The sequence below is a fragment of the Desulfosarcina variabilis str. Montpellier genome (genome assembly GCF_048565275.1).
Taxonomy (GTDB): domain Bacteria; phylum Desulfobacterota; class Desulfobacteria; order Desulfobacterales; family Desulfosarcinaceae; genus Desulfosarcina; species Desulfosarcina variabilis.
This window is the reverse complement of sequence record NZ_CP159846.1, coordinates 6,601,577-6,617,206: the sequence shown is the minus strand read 5'-3', so window position 1 is coordinate 6,617,206 and position 15,630 is coordinate 6,601,577. Positions and strand designations below refer to the sequence as shown.

Annotated in this window: 12 protein-coding genes; 11 read left to right on the top strand and 1 reads right to left on the bottom strand. The window is 44.3% G+C overall.

Annotation, left to right across the window (positions count from 1 at the left end; all coding sequences use genetic code 11):
• Positions 1-57: 57 nt before the first annotated feature.
• From Dvar_RS30005 to Dvar_RS29970, 8 genes are all read left to right on the top strand, one after another.
• Entirely contained in the window at positions 58-813 is a 756-nt protein-coding gene (locus Dvar_RS30005; RefSeq protein WP_419656804.1) for a sulfotransferase, read from the top strand.
• Positions 814-856: 43 nt separating this feature from the next.
• On the top strand, positions 857-2,473 hold the full coding sequence (xrtD, locus tag Dvar_RS30000) for a VPLPA-CTERM-specific exosortase XrtD (RefSeq protein WP_419656803.1): 1,617 nt from the start codon (positions 857-859) through the stop codon (positions 2,471-2,473).
• Positions 2,474-2,807: 334 nt separating this feature from the next.
• Positions 2,808-4,214: a sugar transferase gene (locus Dvar_RS29995; protein ID WP_419656802.1), complete on the top strand. Its 1,407-nt coding sequence runs from the start codon at positions 2,808-2,810 to the stop codon at positions 4,212-4,214.
• A gap of 254 nt (positions 4,215-4,468) precedes the next feature.
• A complete protein-coding gene (locus tag Dvar_RS29990; protein ID WP_419656801.1) occupies positions 4,469-6,793 on the top strand; it encodes a tetratricopeptide repeat protein in 2,325 nt (774 codons plus the stop codon).
• A 140-nt stretch (positions 6,794-6,933) separates the two neighbouring features.
• Positions 6,934-7,596 carry a polysaccharide biosynthesis/export family protein gene (locus tag Dvar_RS29985; RefSeq protein WP_419656800.1) on the top strand — a complete coding sequence of 221 codons (663 nt, stop codon included), beginning with the start codon at positions 6,934-6,936 and terminating at the stop codon, positions 7,594-7,596.
• A 112-nt stretch (positions 7,597-7,708) separates the two neighbouring features.
• Positions 7,709-8,965: a hypothetical protein gene (locus tag Dvar_RS29980; protein WP_419656799.1), complete on the top strand. Its 1,257-nt coding sequence runs from the start codon at positions 7,709-7,711 to the stop codon at positions 8,963-8,965.
• Between the two features lie 121 nt (positions 8,966-9,086).
• Entirely contained in the window at positions 9,087-10,655 is a 1,569-nt protein-coding gene (locus tag Dvar_RS29975) for a GumC family protein (protein ID WP_419656798.1), read from the top strand.
• A gap of 97 nt (positions 10,656-10,752) precedes the next feature.
• Positions 10,753-11,601 (top strand): CpsD/CapB family tyrosine-protein kinase, encoded by an 849-nt coding sequence (locus tag Dvar_RS29970; protein ID WP_419656797.1) that lies wholly within the window; start codon positions 10,753-10,755, stop codon positions 11,599-11,601.
• 14 nt (positions 11,602-11,615) lie between these two features.
• Here Dvar_RS29970 and Dvar_RS29965 read toward each other — a convergent pair whose 3' ends face one another.
• Positions 11,616-12,854, bottom strand: coding sequence for an ExeA family protein (locus tag Dvar_RS29965; protein WP_419656796.1), 1,239 nt, complete (start codon positions 12,852-12,854; stop codon positions 11,616-11,618).
• Positions 12,855-13,499: 645 nt separating this feature from the next.
• Here Dvar_RS29965 and Dvar_RS29960 point away from each other — a divergent pair.
• From Dvar_RS29960 to Dvar_RS29950, 3 genes are all read left to right on the top strand, one after another.
• Entirely contained in the window at positions 13,500-14,030 is a 531-nt protein-coding gene (locus tag Dvar_RS29960) for a VPLPA-CTERM sorting domain-containing protein (RefSeq protein WP_419656795.1), read from the top strand.
• A 188-nt stretch (positions 14,031-14,218) separates the two neighbouring features.
• The gene (locus Dvar_RS29955; protein WP_419656794.1) at positions 14,219-14,923 is read left to right on the top strand and encodes a hypothetical protein; all 705 of its coding nucleotides are present in this window, start codon (positions 14,219-14,221) and stop codon (positions 14,921-14,923) included.
• Positions 14,924-14,951: 28 nt separating this feature from the next.
• A complete protein-coding gene (locus Dvar_RS29950; protein WP_419656793.1) occupies positions 14,952-15,521 on the top strand; it encodes a hypothetical protein in 570 nt (189 codons plus the stop codon).
• The last annotated feature ends 109 nt before the right edge of the window (positions 15,522-15,630 follow it).

Below are 15,630 nucleotides of genomic sequence, written 5' to 3'. Positions count from 1 at the left end.
TTTGCAGGTAAAATGAAATTGGATTTGTTTGAATGAAATGGCGAAGGGGTACTAAATTTGTTTTATAAAACATTAAATTATCTTCGGTTGGCTATATTTCTGCTTTATTATCAATTATTCTCATTGATTGGGAACACGAGCTTTGAAAAATTTATTATACTTACAAGATCTCGGACTGGATCAAATTTACTCGTGTCTCTTTTGAATTCACATCCGAGTGTTTATTCGGAAAGAGAAATATTTGCTAGATTAAACGGGCGAAGCTATAAAAATATACTCTCAAAGGTATTTTCAAAACAACCATTCTATATAAAGGCGAAAGGATTTAAAATATTCTATTATCATCCTATAGATGGCAGATCTGATAAGGTTTTCAATGCTCTTAAGAGTATAGAAGGTCTTAAAGTGATACACTTAAAAAGAAGAAATATCTTTAGGACTTTGATATCACGCAAAATTGCAGGTAATCAAAATGTTTGGTGGACAACAAAAACTTCCAAAGAGAATTCCAAAAAAGTAACCTTCACCGTAAAAGAAGCTGATGAGGGATTTAACCAGACACGATGCTGGGAAAAAGAAGGCGATAAAATATTTAAAAATCACGATTTGATTACGATATATTACGAAGATTTAGCTAGTAATCGTGAGGCTACTTTTAGAAAAATCACTGAATTCCTTGGTATTAAATATAGCAAACCAAAAACATCATTAAAAAGGCAGAACTATCAGGAAATAAAAGATTTAGTAACAAATTACGATGAAATAAGAATGGCATTTCAGGGTACAAAATGGCAATCCTTTTTCGAAAAATAGCTTTTAAAGATATTAACGGTTAAATACCTGAAACGGACCTCCCATGACCAACCAGAATCTGATTAAATATTCTCTTCCTGGACTGATGCTTATTACTTTCTTGCTGGGTCTCTTGACCTTTTTGCAAAAAATGACCATCCGATGGGACAGCGGTGATAACAGCTATTGCTACCTGATTTTGCCACTGTTTATATATCTGTGCTGGGAAAAGAAGGATAGTTTCAGATTCGGCGAGTTCACCTGGAATATCTGGGGGCTTTTCCCGGTGGTGATGTCTATACTGTTGATTTTTGCCGGGGAACTGGGCTCAATTGAAACCTTTGTGTACATAGGATTATGGGGTTGTATTATCGGTACGATGGTTACAATCTATGGGACGCGATTATTTCAGTTATGGTTTCCCCTATTAATTCTTGTTTTTATTATTCCATTGCCGCCATTTATCAACAGAATGATGACCTTTCACTTAAAGCTGGCGGCCAGTTCTCTATCGGTGGCAATGCTTCGCCTTGTCGGCATATCCGTATTACAGGACGGTAATATCATTGATTTGGGCATCGCCCAATTGCAGGTGGTGGACGCATGTAGCGGATTAAGATACCTGATGCCACTGATCCTCATGGCCTTGCTATTTGGCTATTTTTACTGCCAGTGGTGGTGGCAGAATGCCATATTGCTGATAGCCGTCATCCCGTTGTCAATTGTAGTCAATGGCATGCGTATTATTTTAACCGGTATGCTACATGTCTGGGGAAAACCTGAATTGGCCGAGGATTTTTTCCACGATTTTTCTGGGTGGATTGTGTTTATGCTGGCAGGAGCCATTCTTTTTGGGAGCTCGATTTTGCTAAGGCGCATGGGGAATAGATTAAAAAAGGTAGAAGGTATAAGGTCTACGGTAGAAGCTAAAAGCTTAAATAGCGGAGAGAGAAAGGTGATAGGTGGGCAAGAAGAGCAGAGGGGAAGAAACACAGCGCCCAACGATCTAAATGCTCCAAAGCCCTCCAACCCATTGAAAAAATCACTTACCATAACGGCGGTTCTCTGTCTGCTGTTTCTGGGAAGCGGTTATTCGCTGAAGCGTTTGCCATCTGCAGCCAACTTGCCCGCCCGCACTTCATTTGAAACCTTTCCAATGGAAATCGGCAACTGGCAGGCCAAACGCAATTATCTATCCCAAGAGATTCTGGAGAATCTATGGTCAGACGATTATCTAAACGCCACCTATATCAATGGGGACCGCAGCCATGCCATTAACCTGCTGATTCCTTTTTATGAGTATCAGGGTACCCGGCACACCGCCCATGCTCCTCAATCTTGCATGCTCGGCGGCGGATGGGCACTGATCAGTTCCAAAGAGCGTTTTGTGACCACCGATGACGGCACCCGGTTTCCCATCATGGCCTCCATGTGGGAGAAGGGGGAGACGCGGGTACTGGGCAGCTATTTCTTTTTTCAGCGCGGGCGCACCATCACCAGTCCATGGATGAATAAATACTGGCTGATGGTGGATGCCTTCACCCGTCAGCGCACCGATGGTGCGCTTGTTCGCGCCGAAATGCCTATACCATCTCATCAGTCTGCTGAGGATTCATATCGTATGTTGGAGGGATTTTTGGGGCTGGTTTATGAGATCCTACCTGAGTATGTACCAATATAAATAGTTGACGGTTGGCAGTTTGCAGTTGGCAGTTAATAAATTGGAAAAAAACTATGTCATCTTCATTCGAGGATTTGGAGGTTTGGAAGAAATCTTGCCGATTATCGGTACGACTATATAAGTTATTAAGGGATTGCCGCGATTATGGACTCAAAGATCAAATGCTTCAATCACTTCATAAATCATTGAAAAAGAAATCAACCGGCAGCCAACAACCGTAAACTTTTCTTGGTAAACTTAAACCTAAAACTGCTTTCAATGCTCCGACGCGCTCATAACAAACCAAAAAACCGAAACGTAAACTGCAAACCGAAAACCGATAACTGATTTATTCATGCTTCAACAGCAAGTTGTAATAATCAATAATTTCCTGCTGGTCGTCGACGCGCTGTGTGTGATTGCAGCCGGGCATGGTGCTTTTTACTGGAGTCTTTTTGCTTCAGATGGAATTGTACCCATCGACTCCATGGTTTTTATTTTTACCATGCTCAGTGTGATGTTTATTAACAGTTACACCATGGGCAAGTTTCGCCTTTACAGCGAGGTCCGCCCGCAAAACTATTTGGTGTTCATCTGGGCGGTTATCAAGGCCGTTTTTTTGGATTTTGTTTTTCTTTCAGCAGGACTCTATTTTTTTAAAAACATTGAATATTCGAGGGATTTCGTATTTTATTTCGCCACACTGACCCTGATTATGATCTTGGGGTATCGTATTGGTGTGCAGTGGTATCTGGACAAGATATCAGTGAAGGGATTCAATGTCATCCGCATTCTCGTGGTGGGCGAAGCGGATCGTGCAGGCCAAGTGGAACGGCTGCTGGACAAGCAAATGAGCTGGGGCCATCAGATTGTAGGGCGACTGCAAGTTGGCAAGGAAGCAGCCGTATCAGCCAACCCTGTGCTTGGCACCCTTGATGATCTTCCCGAAGTCGTTACCCGGTATGCCATCGACGAGGTGGTGTTTGCCATTTCTGGGGATCGGTCGGTGAAACTCGAACCGTATTTGCGGTACTGTCATAAGGTTGGCATTCCATTGCGTATTTTACCTTCATTGTGGAGCCACCAGGAATGTTTTCTTTCCATGGAAAGTTGCCAGGGTGTGCCTTTTTTGACCATGCGTCCGGCTGCATTCAACGCATCCGGCTTGCTTTATAAGCGTCTTTTGGATATCGTCGGCGGATTGGTTGGAACGCTGCTGTTCTTGATCATGTACCCGATAGTGGCTGTGGCCATCAAGCTCGATTCCCCCGGTCCCGTGCTGTTTAAGCAACAGCGCATGGGCCAGCATGGACGCGTGTTCAAGTTAATCAAATTTCGTACCATGTGTGTTGATGCCGAGCAACGCAAGGCTGAACTGGTGGTTGCCAATCAGATGCATGGCGCCATTTTTAAGGTCAAGAACGACCCCCGTATTACGAGGGTCGGCCGTTTTTTGCGGCGCACCTCGATAGATGAATTTCCTCAGTTCATCAACGTGTTGTGCGGTCAGATGAGCCTTGTGGGGACGCGTCCACCCACTTTGGATGAGGTAGAGAAATACAGACCCGAACATTTGAAGCGCATTTCAGCCAAGCCTGGTCTGACGGGCCTGTGGCAGGTTTCGGGCAGAAATAAGATCACCGATTTTGATAAGATTGTTGAACTGGATTGCCAGTATCTTGATGACTGGCGGTTTTTCCATGACCTTAAAATTTTGGTAAAGACGGTTAGTGTGGTGTTGCAGCGCAAAGGTGCGATTTGATTCGTGAACTGTAAAGCGCAAGCGTATCAAAGGAATCACAAGGCTCTGCAAGCCTGGAAAAAAACTGGCAAATTTGTTATCGATGATCAAATATGTGCAAAACCAATAAATCGTTCACGGTCTTTGTGAGCATTACTCATCATATTTTTGTATAGAAAGTAGTCAAAGCAATGATCAAAAAAGCGCTGGTCCTAATCCTTTCCTGCATCTTCCTGATGATGGCTGTTTCCTGTGGTTCAAAGGAAGAGAAAAAAATGAAATTTTATAACAAGGGCATGGCTTTGTTCGAGGACGCAGAGTACATCAAAGCGTCTCTTGAATTCAAAAACGCATTGCAGATCGATCCCAAATTCACAGATGCGTATTACATGTTGGGGAAGACTGCCCTGGCGCAACGTGAGATCAAGCAGGCCTTTGGGTATTTTGGAAAAACAGTCAGTCTGGACGATTCTCATTTGGATGCCCAGGCAGAAATGGCTCGTATTCTTATGGCTGCCCGTCAGCCGGATCAGGCCCGTGAGACTGTGGCGTCGATCCTGGCCAAAGATCCCAGGCATGGCACCGCCCGACTGGTACAAGCTGCGCTATTGATCAAGGAAAAAAAGAATGACGACGCAATGGCGATTTTAACTGCGCTGCATCAGGAGGGGGAATCCCGTCCGGATCTGTTTATCATGCTGGCTTCCCAATATGCTGTTGGAAATGACCTTGACCGGGCAGAAGCGTTGCTCAAGGAGGGCATTGACCGCAACCCTGATGCTGTTGCGCTGCGCATGTTGCTGGCCAACCTATACATAAAAAGCGACCGTAAGGATTATGCCGAGAAAATCCTGCAGCAGATGGTTGAGATGAATCCGAGCAATGTACGTCACCGGCTGATGCTGGCAGATTTTTATTGGAAAGACGGACAGCGCTTAAAAGCCGATTCTGTGCTTGATGCCCTGGCTACCTTGGAGCCGGATATGGACCAACACATTATTGCTTCGGCTCAGTTCTACAAGAAAAAAAAGGACATATCATCGGCGATGCGACTGTTAAATGATGGAATTTCCAAGATTCCTTCTAGTTTTGCGCTTCGGGAAGCATTGGCCCAAATCCATTTAATAAACAAGGAGAGTGATCAGGCACTGTCTATCCTAAAAAAGAATTTGAGCCTCTCAAAGGATCCTGCAGAACCTGGAATTTTATCGACCAAGTCCAAAATGGCTGAGATCTATTTGATGCGCCGGGAGCTTGAGTTGGCGCGCACCTTTGCAGATGAAGTGCTGACAGAAAATCCAAAAAGCGCGGAAGGGCTGTTTGTCTCCGGTCAAATTTATTTAGCCGATGGTAAAAGTGCGGATGCGGTGACAGCCTTCCGAAGCGCGGTTGCAGAGGCCCCGGACAATGTCAAAGGGTTTATCGCGCTTGGCCAGGCCCATTTGATGAACAAAGAGATTGCTCTGGCCATTGATGTGCTGAATCAAGGTGTTCGTCAGCATCCATCATCCAAAGATTTGCATCGTGTGCTGGCACGGGTTTACATGGCGAATAAAGATTTCGCTTCTGCTGAACGGCAATTGGCTACGATTGTCCAGGAAAATCCGGATGATCTTAAGGCAAAAGGTGATCTTGGCGATTTTAAATTATCCAGGAAACAGTATGATGCCGCGCAAGAGCAATACGAAGCGATCGTTGAAAAGGCGCCCAAGGCGTCGGCCGGTTACCTGAAACTTGCACGCCTTTATCAAGTCCGGGGCAATCGACAGGCGGCAATCGACAGCCTGGAAAAAGGATATTCCAACAACTCGGATTCAATCCAAATTTTGGCTGCTTTAGTGAAAATTTACACCCTGGAGGGGCAAAGCGAACGGCCACGCCAACTCTGTGAAGAAAAAATTAGTGTTTATCCGGATAATGCCTTTTTACAAAATCTTATGGCCCAGATAAACCTTGCCGAAAAAGATACCAAGGCTGCTGAAGCCGCTTTGAAACAGGCTATCCAGAAAAGTCCCCAATGGAACGTTCCATATGACAATTTGGCACGGCTTTACCTTTCCCAGGGAAAAACAGACCAAGCCATTAAAAATTTGCAGGATGCCGTCAGTAATAACTCAAATAACAAAACCGCATACATGACGCTGGCTTTTTTATTTGAGAAAAGTGGCGATTTTTTAAGAGCCAAGGGAGCCTATGAGAAAATCCTCGCCGAGGATCCTAACCTTTGGGCGGCTTCGAACAACCTGGCGTTTTTACTGGCGGAGTACCCTGATTCAGACAGTGATTTGGACCGGGCTTTGACACTGGCGACTCAAGCCGAAAAAATAAGGCCGGAGGAACCGACGGTAATGGACACGGTGGGGTGGATTCATTATAAAAGGGGAGAAAATGAAAAGGCTTTGCCTGTCTTTGAAAAGGCCCTTGAAAAGAATCCAGACAGCGGTGTGATCAATTACCATTTTGCACGGGTTCTGGTTGCCAGCGAACGGCCGGTCGAGGCTCGGGAAAAATTGGAAAAGGCTTTGGCCGTCGATGCTGATTTTTCAGAGAAGGCCGACGCCAGGGCGTTATTGAAAGAAATTCAGAGCAGTGAGAGTTGAATAAAACCTTTTTATGTTATCGCTACCCGTGATGTTTTGCAGCGCTGAATTTAAGCACACAAACAAGACATTTACAATCGCAAACAATAATCAGAAACTGTCGTCTTCGGTAAAACTCGTCATGTGCAAGGAGATTCTCTATGAAAAGCGTTAAGCGACCAATTTTGAAGCATTTTTTTTGTTTTTGCACCATTGTCGCCAGTGCGTTGGCAATGTTCAGCATGGGCTGTGCACACCAGGAACACGTTGCCAATGCCACGCCGGATACGCAAGCCAATGAAAAATCTGAGGTTGTTGTGTTGCCGTCTTCAAAAATGCCGGTTGATTATGTCATTGGTCCAGGCGATGTCCTGGAAATCAGCGTTTGGAAAAATGAAGATTTGTCGCGGATTGTGGTGGTTCTGCCCGATGGCACCATTACCTTTCCGTTGTTAGGTCGGTTTGTCGCCGGCGGTAAGACTGTGGAACAGCTTCAGAAAGAAATGGAAAGACAAGTCAGCCGGTATGTGCCTGAACCAGAGCTGACCATCCTCATTCAACAGGTCAACAGCATGGTGGTGTATGTTATCGGCAAAGTCAATCGTCCCGGCCACTTTGCGCTAAAATGGAATATTGACGTCTTGCAGGCTTTGTCCATGGCTGGTGGACTCAATATTTTTGCCGATCAGCAAGACATTCGAATTTTTCGAAAAACAGCCGGCAAAACCAAGGTCATGACCTTCGACTATAAAAGTGTTACGGAAGACGCATATGTGAAAGGGAACATCCTGCTGCAGGCGGGGGATGTGATTGTGGTTAAATAGTAAACGGTTAAGTGAATAGCGAACGATGATAATCGCTCAACGTTGATTGCTATTGTCTCGCTTCCAATGTGGTCTACGGAGTTAACGAACAAAGAAAGGTGCGAATCAAACCGTGAAACGGGGACCGATTCGAATTTTATTTTTCACGGTCGTCGTGTTGATACTGATCGCGGCCGACCTTGAAACGATAATGGCTGCCGACAATCAATTGATTACATCCGTGGCGTTGATCCACGAGTACAATGACAATATCCGCCTCAATGTCAACAACGAACTTGCCGACAATATCACCACTGTGGCGCCAAAGCTGAAGCTGGTCCGACATAGTGAGCGGTACACGGTTTCTGCCGATGGGAAACTGGAGTTTTACCGATTTCAGGATTATGATGAGTTGGACGATATGGATCAGTGGTACAATGGTTCACTCGAGGCTATGCCTACGGAACGGTGGCAGTTGGGGGCAGACGCACATGCCAGCGACGATAACCGGCCGGACCGTGATCTTGAGACGACCGGACTGATTCTAAACAATATCCAGCGCCGGCGCATCAATGCAGGCGCGTCTGCCAATTACACCATCTCCGAGCTAATGGCCAGTGGGGTTTCACTCACATTTAACCGTGAGAACTTTGATGATTCGCAAACATCGGATCGTGAAGATTACCATGCCGCTCTATCCATGACCCGGAGCCTGGATGCGTGGCTGGCACGTACAAGCGGCCAGTTGCACCTGAGCTACAGTCACTATGAATTTGAACGGGATTATTATAAACCCAGCACGTTAAGCCGGTATATTGATGATTATGAGTTGGACAACTTTTCCCTGACGGTCGGTGCACTGAGCGCTATAACGGAGCGTTTGGATTTGACGGTGGATTTGGGCGGCCGGTATGCCGTTTCAGAACGCTATCTTGAAGTTTTACCAACGTATTTACCGGCTCCATCGATTACTAATGAGGATTACGACAGTTACGGGTTCGTGGGCAGCATTGACTTCAGTTACCGAGGAGAGCGTTTCCGCAGCGACCTGCTGCTTTCACACGATCTTCAACCGGTCAGCGGTGAAAACAATGCCGTCAATCGCACAACGGTCCGTGCCGGCGGCCGTTTGCGATTGTTAGAGCGGCTTTCGGCTAATTGTTATGTTCGATGGTACCGAAACGAAAACGATGAGGACGACACGTCTCAGAGCTACGTTGATACCCAGACCTGGAATTTCGGTGGTGGGCTTCGCTGGGTGATAAACAATAATTTCGACTTGGCGGCCAGCTATGTGTACACATTTTTGGACGATCGCGACGATGATACCTCTGCCTATCGCAACAAGGCCATGCTTACATTAGAGGCGCATCATGATTGGTTGGAATAGATGGCAAATACTTAACGTCTCAATCAGTGAAACCTTTCAAAAAAATTGAACCAATCAAACCCATATGCAGATTTAACGATCCTAACGTTACAAACGAACCATGAAAGGTCACTTCGCTGTTATGGATGAACAGAACTTTGAAATCAGCGATTTTGTCGATATTCTCAAACGTCGAAAGTGGGCATTGATTCTGCCTACCATTCTGGTGGTTGGTGTCGCCTGCATCGTCGCGTTGCTGTTGCCGTCGATTTATAAATCGACAGCGACCATTCTTATCGAAGAGCAGGATATCCCCGCCGATTTTGTCATGACGACGGTAACGGGCTATGCAGAACAGCGCATTCAAACTACCCAGCAGCGGATCATGAGTTCAAATAAGCTCATGGATATTATCCAGCGCTTCGATCTTTATTCGGAATATCAGGACCGCTGGTCTACGGATGAAATTATCGAAAAATTGAGTAACGATATCCAACTGGAGCTGATCAGTGTCGATACCATTGATCGCCGTACCGGCCGTCCAACTGCCGCCACGATCGCCTTCACCCTTTCCTACGAGGGCAAAAACGCTGCAACCGTTCAGCGCGTCACCGATACCTTGGTTTCTCTATTTTTAAGTGAAAACCTTCAGGTGCGGCAGCGCCAAACAACCGAAACAACCGAGTTTTTGGAGGATGAGTCCCAGCGCGTCAGGGCAAAGCTGGATGCATTGGAAAAAAAAATATCCGCTTTCAAAGAGCAACACATCAATTCGCTGCCGGAAATGATGCAGGTCAATCTCAGAGCGCTGGATAATTATGAGAACAGCAATGAGCGCATTAATGAGCAGATGCGCATGTTGAAAGAGCGTGAAGGGTATCTGCAGACGCAATTGGCCAGTATCCCGGAAACAGAGAACACGGAAAAGGATCGCCTGCGGATCCTTGAACTGGAGTTGGTGGACCTTAAGACGCGTTTTACCGATGATTATCCGGATGTTAGAAAGATGCAACGCGAGATTGCCGAGCTGAAAAAGCGCATGGCCAATAAAGCGGCAATGTCGGACGAGCAGAGAGAAACACCGGATAATACAGCATTTATTACCTTGGCAGCACAGCTTTCCAGCACGCGTGCGGAAATCAAATCCCTTAATCAACAGAAATCCGATTTAATGGCCAAGGCTGAAGAATACCGCATGCGAATCGAAAATACGCCCAAAATTGAGCAGGATTACAACGCCATGCTGCTTGACCGGAACAATACCCAAGCCAAGTATGAAGACTTACTGCAAAAGGTGATGGAAGCCAAAGTGGCCATGGGGTTGGAAAAAGAGCACAAGGGCGAACGTTTTACCTTGATCGACCCGGCACGTCGACCCGAAAAACCATACAAGCCGAATCGTTTGGCCATCGTGCTGGTCGGTATCATTTTGGGCGGGGGGGCGGGGATCGGTTTTGCTGCCCTGCGTGAGTTTTTCGACCAAGCCATTCACAATTCAGAGCAACTGGCAAAGGTCTCGTCACTTCCCATTTTGGTGACCGTCCCGGATATCCTTACCCCTGCTGATCGGAAAAAAAGGCGCGCAAAACAGATGGCATGGAGCCTTGCCATGGTGGTTGGTTTGATTGCGTGCGTGTTTGCTTTCCATGTGTGGGTCATGGATTTAAATATATTCTGGGCCAAGGTAATGCGAAAGATTCCACCGATGTAGGAATGAACGCGTGTGACTGGTCGATAGAAAAATATTAGATGAGAGATCGCAAGACTATAGTGAATTCTCAGAAAAGATAATAGTCAGGAAATTTGAAATGAATTTGAGAAAAGCGCTGGATCGAGCAAGAAAAGAACGGGAACAGCAGATCTGCCTTGACGATGTTTCACCGGGCACAATTAGTAGACCTGAAGTCTCTGCCCCGGGTTGGCAACCACCGGTTTATTCCGAATCTAAAAAAGTTACCATCAATATTAAGACAGCGATTCAAAATCATTGTATTGCACTGGCCGAATCCTTCGAAGAGAATAACTATTACAAAGTGTTGCGAACCCAGCTGCGGCAATTAAGCAAACGCAAAAAGTGGAATACAATAATGGTTACCAGCACGTCTGCCAATGAGGGTAAAACGGTGACCTCTATCAATCTTGCGGCAACATTTGCTCGAGAACACAACCAAACGGTTTTGCTAGTAGACGCGGATTTGAGAATGCAAATGATCCATCGTTACCTGGGATATCACAGGCGTTTGGGGCTATTGGATTACCTTGAACGTAATGCAGACATGAGAGATATCATCTCATGGCCAGGAATAGAAAAACTCACGATTATCTCTGGTGAGCGGGTGATTGATGACAGTTCCGAGTTGATCAGTTCACCTCGTATGCAATCGCTAATGAAAGACCTTAAAAATCGTTATGATGATCGTTTTGTTATTTTCGACGCGCCACCGATTCTGGGCGTTGCCGATACCTTGGCTTTCGCCCCCTTGGTCGACTGTATTGTTATTGTCGTGGGTGCTGGTATTACTAGTCGCAACGATTTAAAAGAGGCCATCGGATTGCTTCCTCAGGATAAAATTGCCGGGTTTATTCTCAATCGGCATAAAAATCCTAATAAGTTGTACGGTCGATATGGATATCGCTATGGTCGCAAAGTGGCATGAGTAATTGAATTAGCTTAAAAATCACTTCTTTGATTTTTCCCTCCAATCTTCTTCACCAATAATTCTGATATTTTCGTTCTTTCCTTATCAATGGCATCTTGAGCATCCGCCATATCCATCAAATGTGAAAATTTAGTTACAGATCCCCCCCCTTGATGAGCTTCCAAATCGTCTCCATCACAGGGCGATTCCTCGGATATCTGCATCCTTCTGATTAATTGGTAATATTTTTCCAGCAGTTGATCGTTACGCCGTTGCTCCGCGATCAACAGTTGCCGATATTTTCCGATCAAATCGTTGTTTACCTTCTGTATGAGATTTTCATAAAGCGTTTTCATTTTCTTTATGGACATCTCCATGCGACGAATCCGTTTTAAAACGTCTGGCCCTGCATCGTTTTTTAAAACTGCATCTTTATTTTGTTTAACGGATTCGTTTTTCTCATTAACGGCCATGCAGATGTTGTCTTTAATCACATGCTTTATAACCGGTTGATTAATCTTTGACAGATTGTCTGCAAATCCATAAACCAGTGCAGTGTCACAGATAAGGTTGATGGTCCGCGGAATTCCTCCCGATTGTTCAAAAATCATGTCGATGGCTTCCTGTGAAAAGATATCTCCCTTTCCGCCGGCCTTTTGCATGCGATAATCAATGTAATGTTTCGTTTGGACCTTGTCCAGGGGGCTAATGTGGTAATTAACGGCGATCCGTTGGGCCAACTGGCGAAACTCAGGCATTTTAAGACGCGCTTTGAATTCGGGTTGACCCACTAAAAGAACCTGGAGCAGTGTCTGGTCGTCTGCTTGCAGATTGGAAAGCATGCGGATGTTTTCCAATGCATCATTCGTCAGATTTTGAGCCTCATCAATGATGAGAAGGACATCTTGTCTGATGGCATATCGTTCAATCAGAAAATCATATAATTGGGCCAGGTGCCTGTCTTTTTCGTTGGTATCGCAGGGGATCTCAAATTCATCGAGAATTTGCCGGAAAAGCTGGTCCGAAGAAAAATTGGTGTTGAATATGACCGCAGTTTCAAATTTAGACCCTATTTTTTTTAACATATGCCGAACAAGGGTTGTCTTGCCGGCGCCGATTTCACCGGTGAGCAGGATAAATCCAGCTTTTTCGCTGAGACCATATTCTAAATAGGTGAGTGCATTCGCATGATTTTTACTTAAAAATAAAATATTGGGATTAGGGACGATGCTGAATGGCTTTGCTGTCAACCCGTAATGTGATTCATACATGGGAAACCTTTGTATCAAAGTTGCAGAAATCGTAATTTCCGTAATTGTGGAAAAAGACGCTATCATAAAAAAAAAGACATGGCCAGCGTTCAATGGCCAGTGGTTGACCGTAAATACGCATTTGAAAAAAATCCGATTTTATTTTATTGAGTGAAAAATTCATATAAATACAATTGTATAGAACAGATGTGGACGTTAACCAAGAAAAACCATAAAAAGACGAAGAAACAGATTCTTGATAATTTGTTGTATTACCGCTTTTCATGGTGCCTTTTTTGCATCAATAGTCAATCAAATGGTTGCTAATTAAATGCCACCTGTGCAGCCGTAGAGAAATTCTACTTTTGAGAAAATCTATAACGGTTAGGAACGTAACAAGATATTTATTCTGCAGAATTGATTGAGATTATGCGATAGCGTTGTTCTCTTGCAATTTATCGTTGAAAATTATGAGCAAAGGATGTAATTGGACAAAAATCAATGCTCAAAAAATTCTCAATGTCCATTCTCTGCTCCACGTTAAGTTTGTCACAACAGTGGGATACTGCAAAAAATAGATGTGCAGATGTCCTGTAATTATAAATCCTCACATGAACTTGCTTTTACAATGGAAAACCAAAAACAATGCGAAATGAGGGAAAGAGAATGAAAAAAAGCTTCTGCGTGACAATTGCGGCGATCGTGACAATGGTGTTAATTGGAGCTCCAGCATGTGAGGTTTCGGCCTGCCTTAATAGCAGCGAAACCACCAATTCGTACAGTGCCTATGAGAACATCTACGAAGGCACCATTGATGGTGCACAACGGATTGACCTGACTTTTACCGATGTTCCTGCTGGTAATTATCTTGCTACACTTACCGATACAACTGGACCTTCTTCAGGATTTCTTTTGCTTTCTCTTTATGTTGTAGCCGAACCCAATACGTTTCTTGGGTGCACTAGCTTGTTCGATGAAGAAAGCGGTGAATTTTCTTTTGCACTTGATGATACAACATCAACACTGTCTCTGACTATCTTTGGCGTCAGTGACTACTCTGCCATTGAATCCGAAGGTTTTGGTTCCATAGATAACACTTTTACAGTCCAATTGTCCTCGGTTCCAATCCCTGCCAGTCTTCTACTTTTAGGTTCGGGGCTGGCCGCTTTAACAGCATTGAAAAGAAAAAAACTGTAGTAGCTGAAGAGCTAAATTCAAAACGGTGGGATTTAACCGTTGGTGTGTAGTCATCCAAGCCTTTCGTGTGTTTGTTTCAAAAGGTATTGTCCAAGTTGATGATGTAATAGTTACGTATAGCCAATGCCAAATAAACTGAGCCTTTTAAATTCAGTTACAATGGATCTGTGAAAATGGGAGAGATTAGGATGAAAATTGATGGTGTGATGAAAAGGCTGTTTTTGATGGGTGCCCTTTTGGGGGTATGCCTGGTCAGCATGCCCTGTTCAGTGTTCGGTGCCAATGTTAGTGTATACGCGGAAGGCGCGTATACAGATAGCGATCTGAAGCTATATATATATGCGGATATTACCGACGGACCAATACTCAGTTTTGGTGTCAAGGTCACGTATCCATCCACCCTGACTTATGCCGGTGCAACCAAGAACGAATCAGTCTGGTATTTTGGCAATGAATCGTCAAAGCAGACCTATATGGATCCTGAGGATGATGGGTCCAACGTGGTGATTATCGGCGGTAAACTGGATGACAGCAACCCTACCGATGGTGTGGAAGGGAATCGTGTACTGCTCGGTACGGTAACATTTACCCATGAATCCGGTGTGACCGATTTTTCCGGCGTTTCGGTAACCTATGGACGAGGAACTGGTGCCGAAAGCGACTCTTACAAAAACTTTGTTGATGTGGATGGGGGAGTTCTTGATGGAGCGATAGAATTCAAAACAACCATCAAAAAACGTGGAGATGCCGACGCTGATGGGTATTTGACGAATTCTGATCTTTTTGAAATTAGAAAGCTGATGCAGAACAATGTTTATCGTGTATATGCAGATGGCGATAATGATGGATACATTACGAATTCTGATTTCTTTTGGCTTCGGAATAATATGTGATTAAAATCAAAGCTGATAAAGGAGAAGAATGGTGAAAAAGACACTGTTTATTACATTTACGATTTTATGTGCTATAGGTTTCTCATTAACAGTTAATGCGACGACTTTTGATATTTCAATTGAAGATGTTGAATCTTATGACCTCTCAGGGTTTACTGTATGGTTTGAAGTGGGAGATGATTTTACAGTTGATGAAAATCTGTTTAGCACTGGTTCCGCAATTCCGGATGCTTGGATAGCAGATACAAACTTAGGAGATATTGTAATAGACGAAGAATCTGGTTCAACTGTTTTCAAAATTGGATACTGTGATTTATACGCAGCATTGGAGACACAAGATCTAAGTCCTATGAGCTCTGGTTCTTTATTTTCATTTGAATACGATGGTACTATCATCGACTATTTTCAGATAAAATTACCCGATCTTAACAACACTGATTATTATGGAAACGGTACAATAGAGGTGGGGGCTTTTGATGAAAATAGTTTAGTGCTTACAAATGCCTCAACCCCCACTCCCACTCCCATCCCTTCAGCCATTTTTCTTTTAGGCGGAGGCCTATTCGGAATGCTGGGTATTCGAAAGAAGATTAAATAACAGTACAATAAAGTTTAAGTAAAAAATAAAACCGGCATGGTGGACGATAATGATTTTCAAAATTTCAAATCCATCATGCCGGTTTTTATTTTTAAAAGCAATTTTTGAA

Coding starts and splice junctions, on each gene's coding strand:
- Dvar_RS29970 (WP_419656797.1), top strand. CDS start 10,753: ATGAATTTGAGAAAAGCGCTGGATCGAGCAAGAAAAGAACGGGAACAG.
- Dvar_RS29990 (WP_419656801.1), top strand. CDS start 4,469: ATGAAATTTTATAACAAGGGCATGGCTTTGTTCGAGGACGCAGAGTAC.
- Dvar_RS29965 (WP_419656796.1), bottom strand. CDS start 12,854: ATGTATGAATCACATTACGGGTTGACAGCAAAGCCATTCAGCATCGTC.
- Dvar_RS29985 (WP_419656800.1), top strand. CDS start 6,934: ATGAAAAGCGTTAAGCGACCAATTTTGAAGCATTTTTTTTGTTTTTGC.
- Dvar_RS29950 (WP_419656793.1), top strand. CDS start 14,952: ATGGTGAAAAAGACACTGTTTATTACATTTACGATTTTATGTGCTATA.
- Dvar_RS29975 (WP_419656798.1), top strand. CDS start 9,087: ATGGATGAACAGAACTTTGAAATCAGCGATTTTGTCGATATTCTCAAA.
- Dvar_RS29955 (WP_419656794.1), top strand. CDS start 14,219: ATGAAAATTGATGGTGTGATGAAAAGGCTGTTTTTGATGGGTGCCCTT.
- xrtD (WP_419656803.1), top strand. CDS start 857: ATGACCAACCAGAATCTGATTAAATATTCTCTTCCTGGACTGATGCTT.
- Dvar_RS29995 (WP_419656802.1), top strand. CDS start 2,808: ATGCTTCAACAGCAAGTTGTAATAATCAATAATTTCCTGCTGGTCGTC.
- Dvar_RS29960 (WP_419656795.1), top strand. CDS start 13,500: ATGAAAAAAAGCTTCTGCGTGACAATTGCGGCGATCGTGACAATGGTG.